Source organism: Muricoccus nepalensis, assembly GCF_006438825.1.
Taxonomy (GTDB): Bacteria; Pseudomonadota; Alphaproteobacteria; order Acetobacterales; family Acetobacteraceae; genus Roseomonas; species Roseomonas nepalensis.
In genome coordinates this window covers 1-24,579 of sequence record NZ_RCZP01000035.1, presented here as the reverse complement: position 1 = coordinate 24,579, position 24,579 = coordinate 1, and the positions used below count along the sequence as shown (strand labels likewise).

Below are 24,579 nucleotides of genomic sequence, written 5' to 3'. Positions count from 1 at the left end.
TCTGTTGCTAGGTGCGGAGCCGGGGGTCGAGCGCGTCGCGCAGCGCGTCCCCCAGCACGTTGAAGGCGAGCACCACCGCGAAGATGGCGATGCAGGGGATGACCGCGATGTGCGGCGCGAAGAACAGGAAATTGCGGCCGTCGCTCGCCATGGCGCCGAGTTCCGCAATCGGCGGCTGCGCGCCGAGGCCCAGGAAGGAGAGGGCGGAGCCGAGCAGGATCACCTGGCCGAAGCGCAGCGTCGCGAAGACGAAGATGGAGGAGAGGCAGTTCGGCGCCACGTGGCGGAGGATGATGCGCTGATCCGACATGCCCGTGGCGCGCGCGGCCTCGATGTAGTCGAGCCCCATGACGGCGAGCGCTGAGCCGCGGACGATGCGGGCCATCAGCGGGATGGTCGCGACCGACAGCGCCAGCACCACGGCCTGGATGCCCGGGCCGAAGATGGCCGCCAGCGCCAGGCCGAAGAGGATGGCGGGGAAGGAGAGCATGATGTCCATCAGGCGCATCAGCAGCCCGTCGAGGCGGCGGTAGAAGGCGGCCGCGAAGCCGATCAGCGCGCCGATCCCGCCGCCGAGGGCGACGGAGGCGAGGCCCATGAGGAGCGTGATCCGCAGCCCGTAGAGGACGCGGGTGACCATGTCGCGGCCCTGGCTGTCCGCGCCGAGCGGGAGGCCGGGGGAGCCGGGCGGCTGCATGGCGAGAGAGAGGTCGTTGTCGAAGGGGTCGGTGGGCGAGAGGACGGGGGCGAGCAGCGCCGCGCCGATCACCAGCAGGACGAGGACGAGGGCGAAGGCGGCCGCGGGCTCGCGCAGCAGGCGCGCGAGGGTGCCGGGGCGCCGCGGCGGCGCGGCCTCCGGCTGGACCAGGGGTTCGGCCGTCGCGCTCATGCCGTGCGCATCCGCGGGTCGAGGGCGGCGTAGAGCACGTCCACCACGAGGTTGATGAGGATGAAGCCGAGGGAGAGGACGATGATCGTGCCTTGCGCCATCGGGAAGTCGGCGGAGAGGATGGCGCCCACCGCGAGGCGGCCGACGCCGGGCCAGGAGAAGACCGTCTCCGTCACCACCGCGCCGCCGAGGAGGAAGCCGATCTGCAGGCCGATGAGGGTGACGACGGGGATCATGGCGTTGCGGAGCGCGTGGCGGGTCACGACGCGGAACTCGCCGAGGCCCTTCGAGCGGGCGGTGCGGACGTGCTCCACGCCGAGCACGTCGAGCACCGCGGTCCGGGTCATGCGCGCCACGGGACCGATGAAGGTGCCGCCGAGGGTGAGCGCCGGGAGGATGATCGCGGTCAGCCCGTCCGCGGTCCAGAGCGGGCCGCCGCGGCCGGTGAAGGGCAGGAGCTGGAGGCGGAAGCCGACGTACCAGATGAGGACGAGGCCGAGGAAGAAGACGGGGATGGAGCCGCCGGCCACCGCGAAGGCGGTGATGAGGCGGTCCACCAGCCGGCCGCGGCGGTAGGCGCCGATCGTGCCGAGCGCGATGCCGATGGGGATGGACCAGATGAGGCTCGCGAACATGAGCTCCAGCGTCGGGCCCACGGTGTTGCCGAGCTCCTGGATGACCGGGACGTTGTTGATGATGGAGACGCCGAGGTCGCCGTGCAGCAGGCGCCAGAGGTAGAGGCCGAACTGGACATAGAGCGGCTTGTCGAGGCCCATGTCGGCCCGCAGCGCCGCGACCACGTCGGGCGTGGCCGAGGGGCCGGCGCGGACGAGGGCGGGGTCGTTGGGCACGACCTGCATGAGCAGGAAGCCCACCAGCATCACCCCGAAGAGCAAGGGGATGGCCATCAGCAGCCGCTGGACGGCGTGGCGCCCCATGCGTCAGGCCATGGCCAGGGAGCGAAGCGCCCCGTGGCGGTCGAAGATCGGCACCCCGCCGCGGAGCGTGAGGTCGGCCTCGGTGGTGAGGACCTCCTCGGGGTCGATCGCGAAGATGTCGCGCGAGAGCACGGCGATGTCGGCGAGCATGCCCGGCTCCAGCGTGCCGCGGCGGGTCTCGGCGAACTGCGAGTGGGCGCCGCACCAGGTGTAGCAGTGCACGGCCTGCTCGGCGGTCAGCGCCTCGGCGGCGCCGAGGACGGTGCCGCGGTTCGTCTTGCGGGTGAGCATGGTGAAGAGGTTGATGAAGGGGTCGACCGTGCAGACCGGGCTGTCGGAGGAGGCGGCAGGGTGGTGGCCCTCCTCCAGCCAGGTGCGCATGGGGTAGGCGTTCTCGCTCCGCTCCGGGCCGAGGTTCCTCACGTAGAGGTCGCCGAACTCGTATAGGAAGACCGGCTGGGGCACCGGGATGATGCCGTGGGCCTTCATACGGGCGCGCTGGCCCGCGTTGAGGAAGCCGCAGTGCTCGATGCGGTGGCGGCGCCCGGCGAGGGGGGCGTCGCCCTCCCCGGCCCTCTCCATGCCGACCAGCACCTGCTCGATCGCGGCGTCGCCGATGGCGTGGATGTCGAGCTGCCAGCCCTGGCGGTGATAGAGGGCGAGGAGGCGGTGCATCGTCTCGTCGGGGAACATGAACATGCCCGTCCCACCGCCCGCGCTCTCGAGGTAGGGGTCGAAGAAGGCGGCGGTCAGGCCGCCGGCCGAGCCGTCGCCGAAGACCTTCACCGCGCCCCAGGCGAGCCGGTCGTCGGTGTGGTCGGGGCGCAGGCCCTCGTTCCAGGCGCTCTCCGCGATGCCCTCGGGGTTGCCGGCGAGCACCTGCCACATGCGCTGGATCAGGCGGTCCTCGGCGAGGGCGCGGCGGTAGGCGGCGATCTCGTGCAGGCCGGCGGTCATGCCGACGTTCATGTCGGAGGCGGTCGCGAAGCCGCGGGAGGCGAGGTCGTGGCCGGCGGCCTCGATGGCCGCGACCATGTGGTCCTCGGAGGGAAGCGGGATGGCGTCGATGACGAGGCGCTTGGCGCGCTCGAGGAAGAGGCCGGTCAGCGCGCCGCCCTTGCGCTCGATGGCGCCGCCCTCGGGGTCGGGCGTGTTGTGGCCGACGCCGGCCGCCTTCATGGCGGCGGTGTTGGCGACGCCCATGTGGCCGCAGGTGCGGACGATGTAGACGGGGTTGTCGGGGGAGACGCGGTCGAGCTCGGTGGCCGTCGGGTGGCGGCCGATGTCGAGCGCGCCGTGGTCGTAGCCGCGGCCGAGGATCCAGGCGCCCTTGGGGGCGCCCTTCACGGCCTCGCCGATGCGGCGCAGGACCTCGTCGAGGGTGCGGACCTGTTCCGCCCGGAGGTTCACCTGGCTGAGGCCGAGGCCGTAGGGCAGCAGGTGCATGTGGGCCTCGTTGAAGGCCGGGATGGCGACCCGGCCCTCGAGGTCGAGGCGCCGCGTGCCGGGCGGGGCGGCGGCCTCCACCTCCTCCGCCGTGCCGACGGCGGCGACGCGGCCGTCGCGGACCAGCAGGGCCTCCGCGAAGCCGCCGGCGAGGCCGCGGAAGACGCGGCCGCCGTGGAGGAGGAGGTCGGTGCTCAAGAGCGCCAGTCCCGGCCCTGGCCCTCGATGAGGGGAAGGGCGGATTCCCAGGCGAACTGCGCGTGGGTCAGGGTGTGCGGGCCGTTGAACTGGGCGGCGGTCTTCAGGCGCACCTCCTCGGGCGGGAAGACGAGCTCGGCGCCGCCCGAGAGGGCCGCGATCTGGGCCTGGCAGGCGCGCTCGAGGTAGTAGATCCCGTTCCAGGCCTCGGGGATGGTGCGGCCGCCGACGAGCAGGCCGTGGTTGAGCAGGATCATCGCCTTGTTGGTCGGGCCGAGGTCGGCGACGAGGCGGTCGCGCTCGTCGAGATCCAGCGCCACCCCTTCGTAGCCGTGCGTCGAGATCCCGCCGTAGAACTTCAGCGCGTGCTGGCTGATCGGCAGCAGGCCGTGCTTCTGGCAGGAGACGGCGATGCCGGCCGCGGTGTGGGTGTGCACCACGCAGGTGAGGTCCTCCCGCGCCCGGTGGATCGCGGAGTGGATGGTGAAGCCGGCGGCGTTCACGCGGCGCGACTGCGGCTCGTCCTCCAGCACGTTGCCGTCGAGGTCGATCTTCACGAGGTCGCTCGCGCGCATCTCGTGGAAGAGCACGCCGTAGCGGTTGATGAGGAAGTGGTGGTCCGGGCCGGGGATGCGGGCGGAGATGTGGGTGTAGATGAGGTCCGTCATCCGGTGGTGGGCCACCAGGCGGTAGAGGGCGGCGAGGTCGCAGCGGATCGCCCATTCCTCGGGCGGCATGCCGGCGGGCGCCTCGCTCTCGGCGCGGATCGCAACGTTCATCGGGGGTCCTCCGTGCGGGCCGGGAGGTTCCCCCCCCTACCCGGGGGCGTCAACCCGGATATTGGATACCGGGACGGGGGCGCCGCGCCCTCCGGACGGCGGCTGCCGCCGGGGGGCGCAGGGTGCCGCCGCTTTGGGCGGGGATCGCCGGGCCGGTGCCTTCCGGGCCGGCGCCTCAGGCGCGTCGCAGCGCCAGGCGCTCGGGCGGGGGCCCGGGAGGCGAGGCCGCGAAGGCGGCGCGGTTCTCGGCGGGCCAGGGGCGGACGCGGCGGAGGGCGAGGTCCACGCAGAGGAAGAGGAGCTCGCAGCGCGCGCTCTCGAAGCCAGCCTCGGCGTGGAAGAGGCGGTGGCGGACGAGGAGGCGCTTCTCGTCATGGGCGAGGACCTCGCTCGTCGCCGAGAGAGGGTCGTCCAGGCGGACCTCGCGCGCGTAGGCGACCCAGTTCTCGGCGGCGAAGGTGCCGAGGCCCTTCGCGCGGAAGGGCTCGCCGAGGCGGAGCGCGGGCCAGAGCGCGTCGGTCGCCAGGTCGAAGACGGCGACGTAGAAGGCGAGGTTCATGTGGCCGTAGTGGTCCACCCATTCCGGGCGGACCCGCGCCAGGACCGGACGATCGGTCACGGGGCGCGTCACGCCGGCTTGCGGATGATCCATTTCGGGTTCTCGACGACCATCTCCAGCCCGTGCTTGCCCGCGAACTCGTCGGCGGCCTGCTTCACGCCGGGCCAGGGGTAGTCGTCGCCGATGAGGATGCCGCCGGGGCGGAGGAGGGCCCAGTAGTTCTCGATGTCGCGCCGCACGGGGTCGTACTCGTGGGCCGCGTCGATGTGCACGAGGTCCGGGCGGATCCGGAGGCGGCCGAGGATGACGGCGGCGTTGTCGCTCGTCTGGGCCAGCGGCACCACGCGCTCGGCGTGGCCGCTGTGGACCATGTTCGAGAGGAACTGCCAGTAGAGCGAGGGCCAGCCGTGGACGAGGCCGATGCTGTCCATGATCCGGTCCGGCCGGTCGCGGTTCCAGTGCTCGTGGCTGCCGAGGAAGGTGTCGATCGAGATGAGGGCGGAGTCCGGCCGCGCCTTGCGCATCGCCTCCGCGAGGAAGGCGGTGGACTGGCCCTTCCAGACGCCGATGTCGAGCGCGATGCGCGGCGTCGCCTCCGCCACCACCCGGGCGAGGGCGGGGTGGACGCCGTTCCAGCCCTGGAGGTCGAGGGCGCGGGAGGGCTGGAAGCCGGCGTAGACGTCCGTGCCGTGGATGGCCGCCATCACCTCGGCCGCGGCGGGGGTCAGGGCGGGGGCGGCCCGGGGGGCGGCCTCGCTCAATGGATCTCGTCCGCGCGGGAGAGGGCGTCGCGCAGGGCGGCGACGGTGAAGTCGCGGGAGGCGCAGAGGTCGAGGATCACCCGCTCGCGCCGCGAGAGAAGCTCGATGGCGGCCGGGATCTTCGTGACGGCGTCGTGCGGGATGACCACGGCGCCGTGGCGGTCGGCGTGGACCACCGCGTCGTGGTGGCAGGCCATGCCGTGGACCGTCACCTCCTGGCCGTACTGCACGATGTGGACGTAGGCGTGGGAGGGGTTCACCGACCCCGCGATGAGCTGGAAGCCCTGGGCGATCATGTCGAGGTCGCGGATGGAGCCGTTGGTGACGCAGCCCTGGGCGCCGATGGCCTTGTGGATGTTGGTGTTCACCTCCCCCCAGAAGGCGCCGGTGCCGGGGGTGTCGTCGAGGTCCTGCAGGACCACCACGCTCGGCATGGCGGCCTCGGCCACGTACTCGTACCAGCCGATGCGGGCGGCGCGGTCCACCTCGGCGGCGCGGCCGGAGGGGGCGGCGGCGCGGATGGTGCCCGTGCGGGCCAGGCCGCAGATCGGCGGCAGGCTGGTGGAGGCGGGGACGAGCATGCGAAGGGTGAAGCCGTGGCCGCGCCGGTGGGGGGCCACCATCTCGAGCGCGTTGCAGATGGTGGGCGTGTCCCAGGCCCGCAGCGCCTCGAGGTCGGCGGCGGTGAAGGGGTATTCGGGCATCGGCGTCTCCGGTTCCTCCCCGGGGCGCCTCGGGCGGCCCTTGGGGGGCGCAGCATCGCCGCGCCGGGCCGGGAGGGCAATCGCGGGGGGCGGGGAAGCCGGGGGCGGAACGGGCCGCGGCGGGCGGGTTCAGGCCGGGGAGAGGGCGGGGCGGGCGGCGCGGCGGGCCTGGCTCTGGGGCGAGCGGAAGGCGATCGAGAGGCCCTCCACCGTCGCGGCCGGGCGGCCGTCGAGGAGGATGGTGCCGTCGGCGGTCAGGGCCTGGGCGCGGCGGCCGATGCGGCGGAGGTCGAGGCGATACTCCACCCGGCCGGGGCGGCCGACGGGCACGGGCAGGCGGCGCAGCTCGCCGGCCGCCACCGTCTCGGCCTCGCCGTCGAAGCCGAGCCAGAGGCCGTAGTGGATGAGCAGACGTCGGAGGACCGAGGGGTCGAGGGCGGAGTCGACCTCCTGCGGGTCGCCCCCCGCGGCCCGGACCAGGCCGAGGCCGTGGCGCCCGTCCCGCACCCCCATGGCGATGACGGCGCCGGGTCCCTCCCACAGGGGCTCGGGCGCGACGGCGCAGGAGATGGTAAGCCGCCCGTCCGCCGACAGGATCGCGGTCGTGCCGGCATTGTCGTTGGCGTGCACCGCGACCGGCATGCGCCAGGCGAGGAGGGGGGAACGGCCGGACATCGTGAAGCTGCCCTCGGATGAAATCTGCACATACTAGATCACAGATTCGCGAGCAAAGGGATTCACTTTTCAAAAAATGCAACCGGTGGGGTGTGGGCGTGTCGAAAATGCAATGGTCGCGGCAGGGGAACGCGTCCCTCCACCCGGGGGCGGCGCGGCCTTGCCCCCAGCCCTTCCCCCGCCCTTTTCCCCGGCGCGGCGGGCGCTACTCCACGTCCAGCGCGTAGCCGGCGCTGCGGACGGTGCGGATGACGTCGGCGTCCCCCTCCCCGTTCACGGCCTTGCGGAGGCGGCGGATATGGACGTCGACGGTGCGGAGCTCGACGTGGATGTCCCGCCCCCAGACGGCGTCGAGGAGCTGCTCGCGGGAGAAGACGCGGCCGGGGTGCTGGAGGAAGAATTCCAGCAGGCGGTACTCGGTGGGGCCGAGATGGAGGCTCCGGCCGCCCCGGGTCACGCGGTGGGCGTCCTGGTCCATGGCGATGTCCTGCCAGGCGAGGGCGCCCTTGCTGGCCGGGCCGGCGGCGCGGCGCATGACGGCCCGGATGCGGGCGAGGAGGGCCTCGATGGTGAAGGGCTTGCCGATGTGGTCGTCGGCGCCGGTGTCGAGCGCCCGGACGGCGTCGGCCTCTTCGGTCCGGGCGGTGACCATGATGATCGGCAGGTCGCGGGTCTCGGGGCGGCGGCGGAGCTGGCGGCAGACCTCGAGGCCGGACATGGCCGGCAGCATCCAGTCGAGCAGCAGGAGGTCGGGCTTCGCCTCGGCCACCCGGATGAGGGCCTCCGGCCCGTCCGTCGCCTCCTCCACCCGGAAGCCCTGCTTCTCGAGGTTGTAGCGCAGCAAGGTGAGGAGCGGCGCCTCGTCCTCGACCACGAGGATGGTCGGGCGCTGGCTCTCGGGAAGGGACGCCGATCGCGTGCCCATCGGTCAGGCCGGGGGGGACGGCGGGAGGTCGGCGGAGATGTCGGCCTTGGGGCGGTCCTCGGGGAGGATGGCGCCGCGGACGGCGTAGTGGACGGTCTCGGCGATGTTGGTCGCGTGGTCGCCGATCCGCTCGAAGTTCTTCGCGATGAAGAGCATGTGGGTGGCCGCCGTGATGTTGCGGGGGTCCTCCATCATGTGGGTCAGCATCTCCCGGAAGATGCCGGTGTAGATGTCGTCCACCGGGGCGTCGGCGGCCCAGACGCGCTCGGCGAGCTCCGCGTCCTCGCGCAGGAAGGCGTCGATGCTGTCCTTGAGGTTGCGCTGGACGAGCTGGGCCATCCACTGGAAGCCGTTCACGCCGCCGAGGAAGGGCTGGCCGGCGATGATGATGGCGCGCTTGGCGACGTTGCGGGCGTAGTCGCCGATGCGCTCGATGTCCTGGCTGATCTTCAGCGCCGCGATGATGAAGCGGAGGTCGCCGGCCATGGGCTGTCGGAGCGCCAGGAGGCGGACGCAGAAGGCGTCCACCTCGCGCTCGAGGGCGTCGATCGGGGCGTCGCGGCCGACGACCTCGCCGGCGAGCTCGGAGTCGCGGCGGACGAGCGCGTAGGCGCTGTCGGCCACCTGGCGCTCGGCGAGGCCGCCCATGCGGGCGATCAGCTCGCGGAGGCGGCGAAGCTCTTCCTCGTAGGACTTCACGATGCGGTCCGCCCGATGTTCTGCCTGCTGGTCCATGGTGCCCTCCCCTCCCCGGCTCAGCCGAAGCGGCCGGTGATGTATTCCTGGGTCCGCTTCTGGCGCGGCGCGGTGAAGAGGTCGGCGGCGGGGGCCACCTCGACCAGCTCGCCGAGGTAGAAGAAGGCCACCTGGTCGGCGCAGCGGGCGGCCTGCTGCATGTTGTGGGTGACGATGGCGATGGTGAAGTCCCGCTTCAGCTCGTCGATCAGCTCCTCGATCCGGAGGGTGCTGATGGGGTCGAGGGCGCTGGTGGGCTCGTCGAAGAGGATGACCTCCGGCCGCACCGCGATGGTGCGGGCGATGCAGAGGCGCTGCTGCTGGCCGCCCGAGAGGCCCATGGCGGAGCTGTTCAGCCGGTCCTTCACCTCCGGCCAGAGGGCGGCGCGGGTGAGCGCCCATTCCACGCGCTCGGCCATCTCGGCGCGGTTGAGGCTCTCGTGGAGGCGGATGCCGAAGGCGATGTTCTCGGCGATGGTCATCGGGAAGGGGGTGGGCTTCTGGAAGACCATGCCGATGCGGGCGCGGAGCGCGTTGAGGTCGAGGGCGGGGTCGATGATGTTCTCCCCGTCCATCATCACCTCTCCCTCGGCGCGCTGGCCGGGGTAGAGGCTGTACATGCGGTTGAGCACGCGCAGAAGCGTCGACTTGCCGCAGCCGGAGGGGCCGATCATGCCGGTGACCTGGCGGTCCGGCAGGTCGAGGGTGATGCCCTTCAGCGCCTTGTTGTCGCCGTAGAAGAAGTCGAGCCCGCGGATGGCGATGCGGGGGGCGTTCATGCCGGCGGTGGAGCGCGCGGCCATGCCGCCGAAGGAGCCGGTGCCGCCCTGGCGCGCCGGCGAGGCGGCACCCGCCTTCGGGGCGGCGACGGCGGCCGGGGAGGCGTTCTGGGTGGTGCCCGCGGGGGCGCTGCCGGTGGTGGCCTGGTGCATGGGGCGATCCTATCCGCGGGCCCGCAGCACGGCGCGGGCGACGATGTTCAGGCCGAGCACGCCGAGGGTGATCACCAACGCGCCGGTCCAGGCGAGGGTGATCCAGTCCTCGTAGGGCGAGCCCGCGTAGGCGTAGATGGTGATCGGCAGGCTCGACATGGGCTGCGCGAGGTTCACCGACCAGTTGAGGTTGCCCAGCGAGGTGAAGAGGAGCGGCGCCGTCTCGCCGGCGATGCGGGCGACGGCGAGCAGCACGCCCGTGAGGATGCCCGAGGTGGCGGCCCGCCAGCAGACGAGGACGATCATCTTCCACTTCGGCGCGCCGAGGCCGATCACGGCCTCCCGCAGGGTGTTGGGCAGGAGGCGGAGCATGTCCTCGGTCGTGCGCACCACGACGGGGACGACGATGATCGCCAGCGCCACCACCCCCGCCCAGCCGGAGAAGCCGCCGAAGGGCAGGACCAGGAACTGGTAGACGAAGAGGCCGATGAGGATGGAGGGCGCGGAGAGCAGCACGTCGGACACGAAGCGCACCGTGGTCCCGAAGCGGGAGTTGCCCGCGTATTCCGCGAGGTAGGTGCCCACCAGCAGGCCGATGGGCGTGCCGAGCAGGGTGGCGAGGACCACCTGGATGAGGCTGCCGACGATCGGGTTCAGCAGGCCGCCGCCGGAGCCGGGGGGCTTGGTCACGTCGGTGAAGACGCGCAGCGAGAGGCCGCCCGCGCCCTTCCAGACGAGGGTGGCAAGGATGGAGACGAGGAAGAGCAGGCCGAGCAGCGTGGCGGCGGTGCAGAGGAGGCGGATGGCCGTGTCCACCCGGGCGCGGCGGCGGCCGAGGGCGGCGGCGGCGCGCGGGTCCTTCGCGCGGCCGGGCACCGAGGGGATGGTGGTGGCGGGCATGCGCGTCAGGCCCCGGTCCGGGCGCGGAGCAGCCAGCGCGAGAGGGCCAGCACCGCGAAGGAGATGACGAAAAGGATGAAGCCGAGGGCGAGGAGGGAGGCGAGCTTGAGGCTGCCGGAGGCGCTCTCCCCGAACTCGAGGGCGACGAGGGAGGCGATGGTGTTGCCGGGCCCGAAGAGGGAGGTGGCGATGCGGTTGGCGTTGCCGATGACGAAGGTGACCGCCATCGTCTCCCCCAGCGCGCGGCCGAGGCCGAGCATGATGCCGCCGACCACGGAGACCCGGGTGTAGGGCAGCACGACGCGCCGCATCACCTCCCACCGCGTGGCGCCGAGGCCGTAGGCGCTCTCCTTGAAGACGCCGGGGACCTGGAGGAAGACGTCGCGCATGGTGGCGGCGATGAAGGGCAGCACCATGATCGCGAGGATGAGGGCGGCGGTGAAGAGGCCCGTGCCGAAGGGCGGGCCGGCGAAGAAGTCGCCGATCAGCGGGGCCTCGCCGAGCGTGTCGATGATGGCGGGCTGCACGGTGCCGGCCATCAGCGGCACGATCACGAAGAAGCCCCACATGCCGAAGATGATGGAGGGCACGGCGGCCAGCAGCTCGATCGCGGTGCCGACGGGGCCGCGCATCCAGGCCGGCGCCAGCTCCGTCAGGAAGAAGGCGATGCCGAAGGCGACCGGCACGGCCAGGAGGAGGGCGAGCACCGCGGTGACGAGCGTGCCGTAGATGGGCACGCCGGCGCCGTAGAGGTCGCCCACCGGGTCCCATTCGGTGGAGGCGAGGAAGGCCGCCCCGAAGGCGCGGAAGGCGGGGAGGCCGCCGAGGAAGAGCTCGACGATGATGGCGCCGAGCAGCACCAGCACGAGGACCGCGGCGGCCCGGCAGAGGCCGGCGAAGATGGCGTCGCCGCGGCCCGCCCCGCGCCGGGTGGCGGGGCGCGCGGGGGCGGCGGGGAGGACGTCGACGGCGACCTGGGCCACGTGGGGTTCCTCTCGGGCGTCCCGGCGGCTCAGCCCGCGGGCCAGGCGGCCTGGCCGTTCACCTCGAGCTTCGACCAGGCGGCGCGCACGGCGTTCTGCACGGCCTCGGGGAGCGGGATGTACTCGAGCTGGCGGGCCGCGTCGCCGCCGTTCGCGTAGGCCCAGTCGAAGAAGCGGAGCACGGCGCGGGTGCGGGCCATGTCCGTGGGGTTGGTGGGCAGGAGGATGAAGGTGGGGGAGACGATCGGCCAGGAGGCGTCGCCGCCCTGGTCCACGAGGCTGGCGGCGAAGCCGGGGACGGACCAGTCGGCGCTGGCGGCGGCCGCGCCGAAGCTCTCCATGCTCGCCTTCACATAGTGCCCGGCCTTGTTGCGGAGCTGGGCGGTGGAGAGCTTGTTCTGGGTGGCGTAAGCGTTCTCGACGTAGCCGATGCCGCCGCGGGTGTTGCGCACCGTGCCGGCGACCCCCTCGTTGCCGCGCGCGCCCGCGCCCGTGCCCCAGCGGACCGAGGTGCCGGCACCGACGCGGGACTTCCACTCCGCCGAGACGGCCGAGAGGTAGGAGGTGAAGACGAAGCTCGTGCCCGAGGAGTCCGCCCGGTAGACGGGGGCGATGGCGAGGTTGGGCAGGGCGACGCCGGGGTTCAGCTCGGCGATCCGGGCGTCGTTCCACTTGGCGACCTTGCCCATGTAGATCTCCGCCAGCAGCTCGCCCGTCAGGCGGAGCCCGTCGTCGGCGACGCCGGGGACGTTCACGATGGGGACCACCGCGCCCATGACGGTCGGGAACTGGATGAGGTTCCCCTCGGCGAGCTGCTGCGCGCTGAGCGGGGCGTCGGAGGCGCCGAAGTCGACGGTGCGGTTGCGGATCTGGTTGATGCCGGCGCCGGAGCCGACGGACTGGTAGTTGAGCTCGATTCCCGCGGCCTTCGCGCCCTCGCCCCAGCGCTGGTAGACAGGGTTGGGGAAGGAGGCGCCGGCGCCGGTCACCCGCATCGTCTGGGCGGCGGCGGGCCGGAGGGGGGCGGCGGCGAAGGCGGCGAGGCCGGCAAGGGCGGTGCGGCGCTGGATCACGGGGTGATCTCCGAAGGTTCGAGGCGGCCCGGGGGCCGGCGGGGGCCTTCTAGGCGCGGCGGGAGACGGCCGTGTTGCGGTTTCATGACGGATCGATGACACCCGCCCGCCCTCGGAGGGATTCCAAGAAAAAGGGCACCCCCCTTGCGGAGGGTGCCCCTGTCGCGGGCGCCGGGCGTCGCGGCGCTAGGTCCGGCGGCCCCAGAGCTTCGGCCAGAGGGCCGCGACGGCGATGCCGGCGAGCGCCATGAGGGGCGCCGCCTGGGTCGTGAAGCCGGCGACGGCCGACTGCGCCGCCCCCTGTAGCGCCACGTTGCGCACGGCCTGGGCCTCCATCGCCGCGCGCGGCGCGGTGTCGCGGGAGGCGAGCAGGGCGAGGATGCCCGCCACCACCAGGTCCAGCACGAGCACCACGAGGGCGGAAACGATCGGCCCGAAGTAGAGCAGGGCGACGTGGAAGAGGAGGACGTGGAGCATGGCGAAGGCGGCCAGCCCCATCACCCCCGCCGCGGCGTAGAAGGCCATGCGGGTGGCGGTGGCGGTGGCCTTCGCCTTCAGGCGGCGCCCTTCCGCCTGCGCCGCCATGCCGACCAGGCTGAAGGTCCGCATCGCGCGGCGCCCCTCAGCGGCCGAGGATACGGGCGAGGATGTAGCCGACGCCGGCGGCGATCAGCAGCGACTGCGCCGGGCGCTCGCGCACGCGGTCGGTCACGGCCTCGTACTGCACGCGGGTCGCGTCGGTCGCCCGGGCGGCGTAGCCCTCGGCGGCGTCCATCGCCTGGGACATGTACTTCTGGCGGTCGGCGAGCAGGTCCTCGACCTGCTTGCGGAGGGCGGCGAGCTGGTCCCCCACGCTGCTGGCGGTGTCGTTCACGGCCATCGCGGCGTCATCGACGGCTTTTCCGGCCTCGGTGTTGGCGGTCATGGGTCTCTCCTGCGGACACGATCGGGTCGGGGGGGCAACGCGGCCCCACGGGCCCGGTTGCGCGCCGGAACGGACGGGGGCGGGGGAGACCGCGGGTCAGCCCGACATGGGTCGGGGGGCGGGGTTCTCGCGCACCGGGAAGTGGACGCTCCAGAGGGTGCCCCCGCCCTCCCCCGCCTCGCGGCGCCCGCCCGTGAGGGGGCCGCCGAGCTGCTTGGCGAAGCCCTCCATGAGTTGAAGGCCGAGGCCGCGCGGGCGCTCTTTCCGGTCGGGGATGCCGATGCCGTCGTCGGCGATGACGAGCGTGACCTCGCCGCCCTCCTCGGCGAGGCTGAGGCGGATGGTGCCGCGGGTGTCGTCCGGGAAGGCGTGCTCGACCGCGTTGCCGACGGCCTCGGTGACGAGGAGGGAGAGGGAGACGGCCTGGTCGGTGGAGATGGCGATGTCCGCGACCTCGAGGCGCAGCGCGAGGCGCTCGCCGGGGGACTCGTTGTGCGAGGAGAACTGCTGGTTCGTCAGCTCCGTCAGGAAGGGGACGAGCGAGACCGTCTCGAAGGAGTGCTGCATGTAGAGGTGGCGGTGCAGGGTCGCGAGCGCGCGGACGCGGTTGCGGGCGGCGAGGAACTCCGCCGTCGCCGCGGGGTCGCCGATCCGCCCGGCCTGCAGGTTCAGCAGCGAGGAGACGATCTGGAGGTTGTTCTTCACGCGGTGGTGGATTTCGCCCATCAGCGCGTCGCGCTGCTCGAGGGCGGCGCGCAGGTCGCCCTCGCGGCGGGCGAGGGCGGCGGCGGCCTCGCTGAAGGCCTGCTCCACGGCCCGGACCTCGCGCGGCTCCGTGCCGGCGGGGCTGACGCGGAAGGCGGCTCCCGGGCGCCAGCCGCGGACGCGGGCGGAGAGGAGGCGCAACGGCCGGACCATCGCGAGGTCCGCCCCGATGACGATGGCCGCGAGGCAGGCGACGAGGAAGGTTGCCAGCTCCATGATCCGCTGGATGAGGACGGTGCGCGCGGCCTCGCGCACGAGGCCGACGGGCTGGCCGACGACGAGGCGGAGGCCGGGGCCGAGGCGCGCGCCCGCGTAGGCGAAGTGGCCGCGCGGCCCCTCGAGCACCTGGCCGTCGTCGTCGATCCGCTCGAGCACGCCGGGGTCGAGGGGCGTCGCGGCCCCGCCGCCCGGGGAGAGGACGCGGCCGTCGCGGTCCACCAGCCAGACGAGGCTGCCGTTCTCGCGCCCGCCGGCGAGGGAGACGTAGTCGTGGAGGACGACCGTGCCGAGGACGGCCCAGGGGGAGGCGCCGGGCGGCCGGGCGGGGGCGCGGCGATCCTCCGCGCCGGCAGCCCGGGTGCCGACCACGCCCGAGCCGGGCACGATGACGGGCAGCACCGGCACGCGGGCGCTCGTGCCCGGCAGGAAGCCGCCGAAGGCGGCCGATCCCTCGTTCAGCGCCTCCCGGAGGAGGGGGCCGGGGTCGAAGCCGGTGGGAAGGTTGCCGCAGAGCGGGGGACCGTCCGGGACGAGCACCGCGATCTCGGCGATGTCGCCGGGGTGGAGGTCGATGACGCGGCGGAGGGCGGGGTTGCAGGCCGCGGGCTCCTCGGTCGCGCGAGGGTCCTCCCGGGCGAGGGCGGTGAGGAGCGACTCGGCGGCGCCGAGGGCCGCGCCGTAGCGGACGGCCATCAGGGTGCGGAAGCTCTCGACCCCCCGGCGCCCCTCGGCGAGGGCGGCGCGGTGGTCCTGCAGGGCGTTGGTGATGGCGATCGAGGCGACGGGGATGCCGGCGACCATCAGCAGCACGATCATGCGGCCGCGGATGCCGCCGAGGACGGCGGCGAGCCCGTTGTTCAGGAGGGCCGTGTTGACGAGGCCACGGCGGGGCGCCGGGCCGGGCCGCGGGGCGCCGGCGAGGGGGCGGCCGGGCGGGGGCGGATTCGAAGGCGAATTCGGGGGCGGGTCTCCCGCGCGGCCCGCGGCGGGCGCGGCGGGGCCGGCCGTCGAGCTATCGTCCGGCACCGGGCTCAGCTCTGCTCGCGATCCTGCTCGATCAGGCGCAGAAGCTCCTCGGGGATCGGTTCCTGCATCACGTCGTCGAACATGTGGTGCAGCCCGCGCTGCAGCCAGATGTCAAAGGCGGCCTCGGGCGTGGCCTGGCCACGCCCGTTCGCATCGGCCTTCACGGGCTTCGGCACAGCGCCCCCCGCCTTTGGCTCTGGATTACTCTCGTCCATCCTCAGACTGGGGACGCGCGCCCCGCTCCGTCCTCACGGCGCGCAGTATGACGGCGCGTGGCGCGAGGGGAAGAGGAAACCTTGCGGGCCGCGACGGGGGTCTCGACGCCGCGCTCCTCGCCGGTCAGCCAGCGCTGGAGGGTCTGGCGGGCGCGGAAGACGCGGCACTTGGCGGTGCCGACGGCGCAATCCATAGCGGCCGCGACCTCCTCGTAGGAGAGGCCCTGCACGGTCACCATCACCAGCGCGGTGCGCTGCTCGGCCGGCAGGCGCCCGAGATGGCCGCGGAGCTCGCGCATCACAAGGCTGTCCTCCTGCGCGCCGGGGCGGGCGAAGGCGCTGCTGGGCACGTCGTCGATGTCGGTCGTCTCGCGCTTGCGGCGGACGTCGGAGATGAAGCGGTTGCGGAGGATGCGGAACATCCAGGCGCCGAAGTTCGTGCCGGGGGTGAAGCTGTCCTTGGCGGCCAACGCCGAGGTGACGGCGGCCTGGACGAGGTCGTCGGCGTCCGAGCGGTTGCGGGTGAGGGCCAGGGCCTGGACGCGGAGCCGGGGGAGGGTCGTGACGAGCAGCTTGTGGAAGTCGGCGACGGTGTGGGTGGCGCGGACGGCGACGGTTTCGGTGGCGGCGGTCTCGGCGGCGATGGTCTGGGTCATGGTGGCTTCCCCTTCGGCTATCTTCGCCGGACCAATGCGCCCCCCCCTGAATAGGTTACGCCTTTCCTTATCACAGGAACGCCAGGAGCGTTTTCAGGCGGTTGGGGGGTCCTGCCCCTCCTCGAGAGGGGTATTCTGGTGGCCGTACTGCAGGGCGAGGGCCTTCCGGGCGCGGGACAGGCGGGTTTTGAGGGTGCCGACCTGCACCCCCGCCACCCGCGCCGCGTCCTCGCCGGAGAAGCCGAGGGCGCCGACGAGGACGAGCGCCTCCTGCTGGTCGCGCGGCAGGTGGGCCATGGCGCGGGCGAGGCCCATCACCTCCATGCGGTGCTCCTGGCCGGCGGGTGTGCCCTCCTCGACCGGGACGCGGTCGAGGGCGCGCTTCTGGGCGGCGGCGCGGCGCCGGTTCTCGAACCAGGCGTTGCGGAGGATGGAGAAGGTCCAGGCGCGGAGGCTCGTGCCGGGCTGCCACTGCGACTCCGAGCGGAGCGCACGCAGCAATGTGTCTTGCACGAGGTCGTCCGCTGCGGCCGGATCGCGCGCCAGGAACCGCGCGAAGGCCCGAAGATCGGGAAGCAGGCGGATGAGGGCGGGGCGGAAGTCCTCGCCCCCGGGATCGTCTGGTTTCGTCATGATCCCGGTTGGTCTGGGCAGGCCTGAGCAGGAAAGGGGCGCCGCGCATGGACGTGGCGCCCAGTGAACCCATGTAGGCGGGCGGGCGCGTCGTAAAGACGGCTCGGTGTGCCAGCGGAGGACTATCACGGATGAATGCGGTCACGCAGGGGGAGTTGCTTCGTACCCTGCCCTTCGCGCGGCGCTATGCCCGCGCCCTGACGGGCGGGCAGGCGCGCGGCGATGCCCTGGTGGCGCAGGCGCTGCGCGCCGGGCTTCCCTCGGACGTGCCGGTCGAGCTGGCGCTCTTCGCCGGAGTGAGCCGGCTGGTGCCGGACAGCAGCGGCGAGCACATCAGCGCGAAGCAGCGCCAGCTTCTCCTGCTGACCGCGCTGGAGGACCTCTCGCTCACCGACGCCGCGCGCGCGATCGGCACCCCCCTGCCCCAGGCGCGGCAGATGCTCGAGGCGGCGCGGGACGCGCTGCGGGCGGTGGCGGCGACGGACATCATGGTGATCGAGGACGAGCCCATCATCGCGATGGACCTGCGCCAGCTCGTCGAGGCCTGCGGGCACAACGTGGTGGGCATCGCGACCGGCGAGGCCGAGGCGGTGGCGATGGCGCGCGCGCTGAAGCCGGGCCTCATCCTGGCCGACGTGAACCTCGGCCCGGGCGGCGACGGCATCTCCGCCGTGCAGCGCATCCTGCAGGAGCAGGACACGCCGGTGATCTTCGTGACCGCCTATCCCGAGCGGCTGCTGACGGCGGACCGGCTGGAGCCGGCCTTCATCATCAGCAAGCCCTTCGAGCCGATGGCGCTGGCCATCGCGACCTACCAGGCGGTCTCGGGCGGCATCCCGCTGGACTGAGGCCGCCGAGGCCCCGTCCCTCCCCGGCCGGCCCGCGCCCGGCAACTGGCCGCCCCCCGGTCCCGTTCCCCTGCCGATCCCCGCGCCCCGCGGGGCGAGCGGAGGAGAGCAGCGATGGACTGGGACCGGTTTGCCGGCGATTGGTCGGGCATGACCGACAAGGTCCGCCAGCAATGGGGAAAGCTGACGGAGGAGGACATCAGCCAGGCCGGCGGGAAGCGCGACCTGCTGATGGAGCGGATCCGCGAGCGCTACGGCATCGGCCCCGACGAGGCGAAGCGGCAGCTCGAGGAGTGGGGGGCGTCCCAGGACGGGGGCAACTCGGGCCAGTCGATCTCCACGGACCGGAGCACTGGGAACGCGGGCGCCAGGGACGCGGGCGCGGGGGACCAGGGCGCGGGCGACCGGAGCCCGCGTGACGTCAGCGCGGGGGGCACGGGCCCGAGCGACATGAACCCAGGCGACACGGGGGCGGGCGGTGCGGGCGCGGGCGCGGGCGGCGCGGCTAAGGGGCAGAACGGCGGGGTGTAGCGCGGCGGCAACGCGACGTGGCCGGGGGGCAACCGCCCCCGGTCTTCCACGTTCCTGCAACGGATTGCCCTTCAAGGAACCCACCATGCTCTACTGGACCGTCATTTTCCTGATCATCGCGCTCGTGGCGGGGGTGCTCGGCTTCGGCGGCGTGGCCTCGGCGGCCAGCGGGATCGCGAAGATCCTCTTCGTCATCTTCATCATCCTGTTCCTCGTGTCGCTCGTCGCGGGCCGCGGCTGGATCTGACGAGGGCCCCATGCGCCGCCGTTCGGCATGCCTGGCCGGCCTCGCGACGATCGTCGCGGGGCCGGCCTCTTTTTCGGGGCAGGTTCTGGCCCAGGGAACGCCCTCGGGAACATCGCCGCCGGGAGGCGCCTCGAGCCCGGCCGGTCGGCTCTGGTTCGATCCGACGCAGCTTCCCTCCTTCACGGGGGTGGTGGACCGCTACTTGCTGAACCCCGACGGCAAGACCGACCGGCTGCTGTTCCGGGAGGGGCCGCAGGTCATCTTCCCCGACAACATGGCGGCCGAGATGATGTCGGCGGTGCCGGTGGGGCGCTCCATCGTCGTCTACGGCATCCGCGCGCGGCGGGCGCCGGTGATCACGATGCTGGCCTGGGCGGTGGACGGCTCCGCGCCCGCGCATTTCGTCGAGCGCCCGACCTGGACCTTCCCCGTCTTCCACGCGGCCGACGAGGCGCTGGAGGCCTCGGGCACGGTGCGCGCGCCGCTGCTCACGGCGCAGGGCGACCAGATCGGGGTCATCCTGGACGGGGGCGTGGTCATCCGCGTGCCTCTGGCGGCGGCGACGGCGCTGGGCGACCGGCTGGCGGTCGGCAAGACCGTGGCCGCCACCGGCCGCGGCGCCTCGCTGCCGGAGCGGGGCAAGGCGCTCGACGCCGAGCGGATCGGCGAGGCGCCGGAAAAGCTCGAGCCGCTGCCGGCGGGGCGCCCCCAATGACGCGGCGACGCCCTATGATGGGCCCGTGTAACGAAACGGCCGGATTCGGGCGGGAGCGAGCGTGAGCGAAGCGGGTTCCAACGAGACCAGGCCGGCGGGCGAGCAGGCGGCCGCGACCCAGATCCAGACCGGCGCGGTGATGGCCTTCCTGCGGCTGGCCGGCGGCTTCTTCCGGGAGAAGAAGGCCCGCTGGCTCGGGGCTGGGCTGATGCTGCTGACCCTGCTGCAGATCCTCATCCAGATCCGGTTCAACCTCTGGAACCGCGACTTCTTCAACGCGCTCGAGAACCGGGACCGCAACGCCTTCCTCTGGCAGATGGTGCTCTTCCTCGGCCTGGCCGGGGCGTCGATGGTGACGGCCGTTTACCAACTCTACGTGAAGCAGCTCGTCCAGCTCCGCTGGCGCGAGTGGCTGACGAAGCGGCTGCTCGACCTCTGGATGACGAACGCGCGCCACTACCAGCTCGAGCGCGCGGGGGAGAGCAACAACCCCGACCAGCGCATCGCCGAGGACGCGCGGCTGAGCGTGGACCTGGCGGTGGACTTCGCGACGGGCCTGTTCAACTCGGCGATCATGCTCTGCGCCTTCATCGGCATCCTCTGGACGATCTCGGGCGCGCTGAACCTGACCATCGCGGGGCACGCGATCACCATTCCCGGCTACATGGTCTGGGCGGCGCTGGTCTACGCGGTCATCGGCTCGACCCTCACCTACTTCGTCGGGCGGCCGATGGTGCGGCTGAACACGGAGCGGATGGCCAAGGAGGCGGATTTCCGCTTCTCCCTCGTCCGCGCGCGCGAGAGCAGCGAGGGCATCGCGCTGATCGGCGGCGAGGCGGACGAGCGGCGGGGGCTGGTGGGCACCTTCGTGCACGTCGCGACCTCGGTGCGCGACCTCATGCGCAGCCAGCGCAACCTCATGTGGCTGACGAGCGCCTACGGGATGCTGACCTCCGTCTTCCCGACGGTGGTGGCGGCGCCCTCCTACTTCTCCGGCGCGATCACGCTCGGCGGGCTGATGCAGATCGGCTCGGCCTTCGGCTCGGTGCAGGCCTCGCTGAACTGGTTCGTCGACAACTTCCCGCGCTTGGCCGAGTGGCGCTCGAGCGTCGAGCGGCTGCTGAGCTTCCGGGAATCCCTCCGCGTGATCGAGGAGATGGTGTCCGAGCCCGACCAGCCCACGATCGTGCGGGTGGAGGAGCCGCCGGGCGAGGAGGAGCGGGTCGCCTTCCGCGACGTGCAGGTGGCCTTCTCCAACGGCTCGGTCGTCATCGCCGAGGCCACGGCCGAGATCCGGGCGGGGGAGCGCGTGCTGGTGAAGGGCGAGTCCGGCACCGGCAAGAGCACCCTCTTCCGCGCCTTCGCGGGGATCTGGCCCTGGGGGAGCGGCGAGATCTTCATGCCGCCGCGGTACGCCACGATGTTCATGCCGCAGCGGCCCTACCTGCCGCTGGGCACGCTGCGCGGCGCCCTCTCCTACCCACACTCGCCGGACACGGTGAAGAACGCGGTGGCGGGGCCGGCGCTGGCCCGCGTCGGCCTGTCGCACCTCGAGGAGAAGCTCGACGAGGAGGGGCGCTGGGACCAGATGCTGTCGCTCGGCGAGCAGCAGCGGCTCGGCTTTGCGCGGCTGATCATCCAGAAGCCGCGCTGGATCTTCATGGACGAGGCGACGGCGGCGCTCGACGAGGAGAACCAGGACGCGATGATGCAGCTCGTGCTCGACGAGCTGCCCGAGAGCGCCCTCATCTCGATCGGGCACCGGCCGGGGCTGGAGGCCTTCCACGAGCGCACGCTGCACCTCCAGCGCGGGCCCGAGGGCGCGCGGCTGGCGATGCGGACGCCGGCGCGGGTGCTGAAGACGCGCAAGATCAAGATCCGCAACCCCTTCCGGCGCCGGGCGCGGGTGACGGCCTGAGGCACCCCGGGAGCGCGGGCTCCCCCACGACGGGGCGTGGCGCGGGGCGTTCGTTCCGGCTAGGGTGAGGTCGTCCGGGAGGGGAAAATCCCCCGCCCGGGGATGAGGTGCCGCGGCGATGCAGGATGGATTGCCGGTGGCCGCGGGAGCGCCCTCCCCGGCCCCGGACGGCGCGGCGCCCCCCGGCGGGCCGAGGGCGGCGCCGCTCTCCCGCCACCTCATGCTTCTCGTCGCCGCCGTTTCGGTCCCGTTGACCCTGTTCGGCGTCGGGTCCCTCTGGGTTCAGTACGGGGCGGCGCGGCAGGGCGCGGAGGCGCAGCTCGTCGCGCAGGCGCGGACCATGGCGCGCCTCGTGGACCGGGAGTTCGAGCGGGCCGGCACGGTCGCGGAGATGCTCGCGGGCTCCACCGTGCTGGCGCGCGGCGACCTCGCGGCCTTCGAGCGCGAGATGCGCGCGGCCGCCGGCATGCTTTCGGCCGAGCTGCCGCCGGGCGCGGGGCAGGTGATGCTGCGCCTGGTGCGGGCCGACGGGGTTCGGCTGCTGGACACGGGATGGGCCGTGGGGGAGCGACGCGAGGAGGCGGCGGGGATGCTCCCGCACCTCGCCGAGGCCCTGGCGCGGGGGCGCGTCGCGACCTCGGACGTGTTCATCGCGCGGCGGCAGAACATCCCCCTTGTCGCGGTCGCGGCGCCGGTGCTGGCGGAGGGGCGCTACGCAGGCGAAGCCACGATCGGCATCGGCGTGCCCGTGCAGCGCTTCGCGGCCCTGCTGGCCGCCGCGGGCCTGCCGGCCGGCGGGACGGCCTGGGTGCTGGACCGCCAGGGCAGCGCGGTGGCGACCACCCGGAGCGGGGTGCGGGTGGGCGATCCGCTGGGCGGCGCGGGGGAGATGGCGGGGGAGGCCGGGCTGGTGCCCCGCCGCAAGCCGAAGACGGGCGGCGCCTTCACCACGGCCTACGCGCGGTCGCCGGAGAGCCGGTTCCTCGTGCGGCTCGACGTGCCGGAGGGGCTTTTCCTCGAGCCCTTGCAGTCGGGGCTGCTCCGCTCCCTCCTTCCGGGCGCCCTGGTGCTCGCGGGCGGGCTGCTGGTCTCGCTGCTGCTAGCGCGGCGCGTGGTCGCCGCCTTCCGCCGCGTTCCGGCGCTGGCGCTGGCGCGGGGCGATGGCGCCGCGCCGGGCGGGGCGGCCACGGGGCTGCGGGAGGCGGACGAGCTCGCGGTCACGCTCGCCGGGACGCTGGCGGACCGGCTGCGGGCCGAGGCCGCGCTGCGGGACAGCGAGGCGCGGTTCCGCACGCTCGCCGACGCCATGCCGCCCATGGTGTGGTCGGCGCGGCCGGATGGGCGGCACGACTACGTCAACGCGCGCTGGCTCGCCTTCACCGGCCATGGCGGGGACGCGGCGGGCGCGGGGGCGGACTGGCTGGAGCTGATCCACCCCGAGGACATGGCCGTGGTGGCGGGGCGCTGGTCGCGGAGCCTGCGCACGGGCGAGCCCTACGAGATGGAGGCGCGGCTGCGGCGTCACGACGGGGCGTATCGCTGGACGCTCTCGCGCGCGCTGCCGGTGCGCGACGCGGAGGGGCGGGTTCTCCGGTGGTTCGGCGCCTCGACGGACATCCAGGAGATCGTGGAAGCGCGGGAGGTGGTGGCGCGGGACCGCGCCCAGCTGGAGCGGCTCGTCCACGAGCGGACGCAGGACCTGGAGGCGACGCAGGCGCGGCTGGCCCAGGCGCAGCGGATGCAGGCGCTGGGGCAGCTCGCCGGGGGAATCGCGCACGACTTCAACAACGTGCTGCAGGCCGTCCAGGGCGGGGCCGCGCTGATCGAGCGGCGGCCCGGGGACGCGGCGCGGGTGGGGCGGCTCAGCCGGATGATCGTGGAGGCGGCGGAGCGGGGCGCCGTCATCACGCGACGGCTCCTGACCTTCGCGCGGCGGAGCGCGCTGCGGGCGGAGGCGGTGGACGCGGCGGGGTTGCTCGCGGACATGCGGGAGATCCTGCTGCACACCCTCGGCAGCGGCGTCGGCGTAGAGCTCGAGGCCGCCCCGGACCTGCCGACCCTGTTCGTGGACAAGGGGCAACTGGAGACGGTGCTGATCAACCTCGGCACCAACGCGCGGGACGCGATGGGCGGGGTGGGGTCGCTCCGGCTGGCGGCGGCGGTGGAGACGGTCGGCGACGAGGTGCATCCGGCGGGGGTGGGCCGCGGCACCTATGTGCGGATCTCCGTGGCCGACACCGGGGAGGGCATGGACGCGGCTACCCTCGCCCGCGCCTCCGAGCCCTTCTTCACGACCAAGCCGGTGGGCAAGGGCACGGGGTTGGGGCTTTCCATGGCGCGGGGCTTCGCGGAGCAGAGCGGCGGCGGGATCCTCATCGAGAGCGCGCCGGGACGCGGCACCACGATCCACCTCCTGCTGCCGAGGGCCGAGGCCGGCGCGCGGGAGAGAGGCGGCGTCCGCGAGCCGGAGCCGCCCGCCGCTCGGCAGCGCGCGAGGTTGCTGCTGGTTGACGACGACGCGGCCGTGCGGGAGGTGACGGCGGAGCAGCTCGAGGCGCAGGGCTACGCGGTTCGCGCGGCTCCGTCCGGGCCAGCGGCGCTGGAGCTGATCGACGGCGGATGGGAGCCGGAGCTGGTGGTGTCGGACCTTTCCATGCCGGGCATGGACGGTCTCGCGCTGATCCGCGAGATCCAGCGACGGCGGCCGGGGCTGCCGGCGATCCTGCTGACAGGGTTCGTGACCAACGCGGCGGAGATTGCCATCGGCGGGGCGCTGAGCGGGGGCTTCTCGCTGCTCAACAAGCCAGTGGACGGGCGGCGGCTGGCGGAACGGGTGGCGGTGCTGCTGGAGGCGGCGCCGGCATCCTAGGGCGTGGTGGTGCGAATGCACCAACGCCCCGGCGCTTGGGGCGTCGGGGCGTTGGTGTGGTGCTTGGTTGGTGAGGTGTGCGTTGGCGTCGCGTGGTGTGGTGCCGTGTGTTTTGGATGCGGGGACAGGATTTGAACCTGTGACCTTCAGGTTATGAGCCTGACGAGCTACCGGGCTGCTCCACCCCGCGTGAGGTGATGGTAGGATTGACGTTCCGGTCGGGTGGTCTGGCGCCGACCGACTCTCCCGTGTCTTAGGACACAGTACCATAGGCGCAGGGTGGTTTCACGGCCGAGTTCGGGATGGGATCGGGTGTGGCACACTCGCTGTAGGCACCAGGCCACCGGGCCGGAACGTCTGATGGTGTTCCCCTGGTGAGGGGGAGGATGGCGAGGTGTGAGGGGGTAGCGCGTTGGTGCTGCGTGCGGCGAGGGTTTGGGCCCTCACGCGGCGTGTGTTGAGGAGTTCGATCGGGCGATTAGGACCGCTCGGCTGCGCTTGTTACCAAGCTTCCA

At 73.1% G+C, this 24,579-nt stretch carries 26 protein-coding genes, 1 tRNA gene and 1 rRNA gene; 6 read left to right on the top strand and 22 right to left on the bottom strand.

The window, feature by feature from the left end; translation table 11 throughout:
* Positions 1–7: 7 nt before the first annotated feature.
* From EAH89_RS23650 to EAH89_RS23560, 20 genes are all read right to left on the bottom strand, one after another.
* Positions 8–889, bottom strand: coding sequence for an ABC transporter permease (locus EAH89_RS23650; protein WP_140886175.1), 882 nt, complete (start codon positions 887–889; stop codon positions 8–10).
* Positions 886–1,827 carry an ABC transporter permease gene (locus EAH89_RS23645; protein ID WP_140886174.1) on the bottom strand — a complete coding sequence of 314 codons (942 nt, stop codon included), beginning with the start codon at positions 1,825–1,827 and terminating at the stop codon, positions 886–888. Before EAH89_RS23645 ends, EAH89_RS23650 begins: the two co-directional genes overlap by 4 nt.
* Positions 1,828–1,830: 3 nt before the next feature.
* Positions 1,831–3,471: an amidohydrolase gene (locus EAH89_RS23640; protein WP_140886173.1), complete on the bottom strand. Its 1,641-nt coding sequence runs from the start codon at positions 3,469–3,471 to the stop codon at positions 1,831–1,833.
* On the bottom strand, positions 3,468–4,250 hold the full coding sequence (locus EAH89_RS23635; RefSeq protein ID WP_140886172.1) for a class II aldolase/adducin family protein: 783 nt from the start codon (positions 4,248–4,250) through the stop codon (positions 3,468–3,470). The genes EAH89_RS23640 and EAH89_RS23635 overlap by 4 nt, the downstream gene beginning before the upstream one ends.
* A 175-nt stretch (positions 4,251–4,425) precedes the next feature.
* Entirely contained in the window at positions 4,426–4,869 is a 444-nt protein-coding gene (locus EAH89_RS23630) for an acyl-CoA thioesterase (RefSeq protein WP_161993726.1), read from the bottom strand.
* A gap of 8 nt (positions 4,870–4,877) precedes the next feature.
* Positions 4,878–5,570 carry a class I SAM-dependent methyltransferase gene (locus EAH89_RS23625; protein ID WP_140886170.1) on the bottom strand — a complete coding sequence of 231 codons (693 nt, stop codon included), beginning with the start codon at positions 5,568–5,570 and terminating at the stop codon, positions 4,878–4,880.
* Positions 5,567–6,274: an RraA family protein gene (locus EAH89_RS23620; RefSeq protein ID WP_140886169.1), complete on the bottom strand. Its 708-nt coding sequence runs from the start codon at positions 6,272–6,274 to the stop codon at positions 5,567–5,569. Before EAH89_RS23620 ends, EAH89_RS23625 begins: the two co-directional genes overlap by 4 nt.
* Positions 6,275–6,403: 129 nt before the next feature.
* A complete protein-coding gene (locus EAH89_RS23615; protein WP_140886168.1) occupies positions 6,404–6,949 on the bottom strand; it encodes a hypothetical protein in 546 nt (181 codons plus the stop codon).
* Positions 6,950–7,154: 205 nt separating this feature from the next.
* Positions 7,155–7,874 carry a phosphate regulon transcriptional regulator PhoB gene (phoB, locus tag EAH89_RS23610; protein WP_140886167.1) on the bottom strand — a complete coding sequence of 240 codons (720 nt, stop codon included), beginning with the start codon at positions 7,872–7,874 and terminating at the stop codon, positions 7,155–7,157.
* A 3-nt stretch (positions 7,875–7,877) separates the two neighbouring features.
* Entirely contained in the window at positions 7,878–8,609 is a 732-nt protein-coding gene (gene phoU, locus EAH89_RS23605) for a phosphate signaling complex protein PhoU (RefSeq protein WP_140886166.1), read from the bottom strand.
* 20 nt (positions 8,610–8,629) lie between these two features.
* Positions 8,630–9,412 (bottom strand): phosphate ABC transporter ATP-binding protein PstB, encoded by a 783-nt coding sequence (gene pstB, locus EAH89_RS23600; protein ID WP_140886209.1) that lies wholly within the window; start codon positions 9,410–9,412, stop codon positions 8,630–8,632.
* Between the two features lie 138 nt (positions 9,413–9,550).
* Positions 9,551–10,441 carry a phosphate ABC transporter permease PstA gene (gene pstA / locus EAH89_RS23595; protein WP_140886165.1) on the bottom strand — a complete coding sequence of 297 codons (891 nt, stop codon included), beginning with the start codon at positions 10,439–10,441 and terminating at the stop codon, positions 9,551–9,553.
* Positions 10,442–10,446: 5 nt separating this feature from the next.
* On the bottom strand, positions 10,447–11,424 hold the full coding sequence (gene pstC / locus EAH89_RS23590) for a phosphate ABC transporter permease subunit PstC (RefSeq protein WP_140886164.1): 978 nt from the start codon (positions 11,422–11,424) through the stop codon (positions 10,447–10,449).
* A gap of 29 nt (positions 11,425–11,453) precedes the next feature.
* Positions 11,454–12,494 carry a phosphate ABC transporter substrate-binding protein PstS gene (gene pstS, locus EAH89_RS23585; protein WP_408906319.1) on the bottom strand — a complete coding sequence of 347 codons (1,041 nt, stop codon included), beginning with the start codon at positions 12,492–12,494 and terminating at the stop codon, positions 11,454–11,456.
* A 189-nt stretch (positions 12,495–12,683) separates the two neighbouring features.
* The gene (locus EAH89_RS23580) at positions 12,684–13,106 is read right to left on the bottom strand and encodes a hypothetical protein (RefSeq protein WP_140886163.1); all 423 of its coding nucleotides are present in this window, start codon (positions 13,104–13,106) and stop codon (positions 12,684–12,686) included.
* 13 nt (positions 13,107–13,119) lie between these two features.
* Positions 13,120–13,422: a DUF883 family protein gene (locus EAH89_RS23575; protein ID WP_140886162.1), complete on the bottom strand. Its 303-nt coding sequence runs from the start codon at positions 13,420–13,422 to the stop codon at positions 13,120–13,122.
* Between the two features lie 96 nt (positions 13,423–13,518).
* On the bottom strand, positions 13,519–15,432 hold the full coding sequence (locus EAH89_RS23570; protein WP_140886161.1) for a sensor histidine kinase: 1,914 nt from the start codon (positions 15,430–15,432) through the stop codon (positions 13,519–13,521).
* Positions 15,433–15,437: 5 nt separating this feature from the next.
* Positions 15,438–15,596: a NepR family anti-sigma factor gene (locus EAH89_RS31485; RefSeq protein WP_408906318.1), complete on the bottom strand. Its 159-nt coding sequence runs from the start codon at positions 15,594–15,596 to the stop codon at positions 15,438–15,440.
* A gap of 53 nt (positions 15,597–15,649) precedes the next feature.
* Positions 15,650–16,303, bottom strand: a complete 654-nt coding sequence (locus tag EAH89_RS23565; protein ID WP_241667176.1) for a sigma-70 family RNA polymerase sigma factor — start codon at positions 16,301–16,303, stop codon at positions 15,650–15,652.
* 93 nt (positions 16,304–16,396) lie between these two features.
* Complete coding sequence (locus EAH89_RS23560; RefSeq protein ID WP_140886160.1) at positions 16,397–16,936, bottom strand: sigma-70 family RNA polymerase sigma factor; 540 nt, start codon at positions 16,934–16,936, stop codon at positions 16,397–16,399.
* 131 nt (positions 16,937–17,067) lie between these two features.
* On the opposite strand from EAH89_RS23560, the gene EAH89_RS23555 reads away from it, so the two are divergent.
* The 6 genes from EAH89_RS23555 (at position 17,068) to EAH89_RS33175 (ending at position 24,064) form a co-directional block, all read left to right on the top strand.
* A complete protein-coding gene (locus EAH89_RS23555; RefSeq protein WP_140886159.1) occupies positions 17,068–17,784 on the top strand; it encodes a response regulator in 717 nt (238 codons plus the stop codon).
* Positions 17,785–17,898: 114 nt separating this feature from the next.
* Positions 17,899–18,315, top strand: coding sequence for a CsbD family protein (locus tag EAH89_RS32005; protein WP_194152363.1), 417 nt, complete (start codon positions 17,899–17,901; stop codon positions 18,313–18,315).
* An 85-nt stretch (positions 18,316–18,400) separates the two neighbouring features.
* On the top strand, positions 18,401–18,562 hold the full coding sequence (locus EAH89_RS23545; protein WP_043834752.1) for a DUF1328 domain-containing protein: 162 nt from the start codon (positions 18,401–18,403) through the stop codon (positions 18,560–18,562).
* A 10-nt stretch (positions 18,563–18,572) separates the two neighbouring features.
* The gene (locus tag EAH89_RS23540; RefSeq protein WP_140886158.1) at positions 18,573–19,277 is read left to right on the top strand and encodes a hypothetical protein; all 705 of its coding nucleotides are present in this window, start codon (positions 18,573–18,575) and stop codon (positions 19,275–19,277) included.
* 61 nt (positions 19,278–19,338) lie between these two features.
* A complete protein-coding gene (locus EAH89_RS23535) occupies positions 19,339–21,195 on the top strand; it encodes an ABC transporter ATP-binding protein/permease (RefSeq protein WP_140886157.1) in 1,857 nt (618 codons plus the stop codon).
* Positions 21,196–21,331: 136 nt separating this feature from the next.
* Positions 21,332–24,064, top strand: a complete 2,733-nt coding sequence (locus EAH89_RS33175; protein ID WP_140886156.1) for a response regulator — start codon at positions 21,332–21,334, stop codon at positions 24,062–24,064.
* Positions 24,065–24,177: 113 nt separating this feature from the next.
* Here EAH89_RS33175 and EAH89_RS23525 read toward each other — a convergent pair.
* Positions 24,178–24,254 (bottom strand) — tRNA-Met (locus tag EAH89_RS23525).
* Positions 24,255–24,289: 35 nt separating this feature from the next.
* Positions 24,290–24,404, bottom strand: a 5S ribosomal RNA gene (rrf, locus tag EAH89_RS23520).
* Positions 24,405–24,579: the final 175 nt, after the last annotated feature.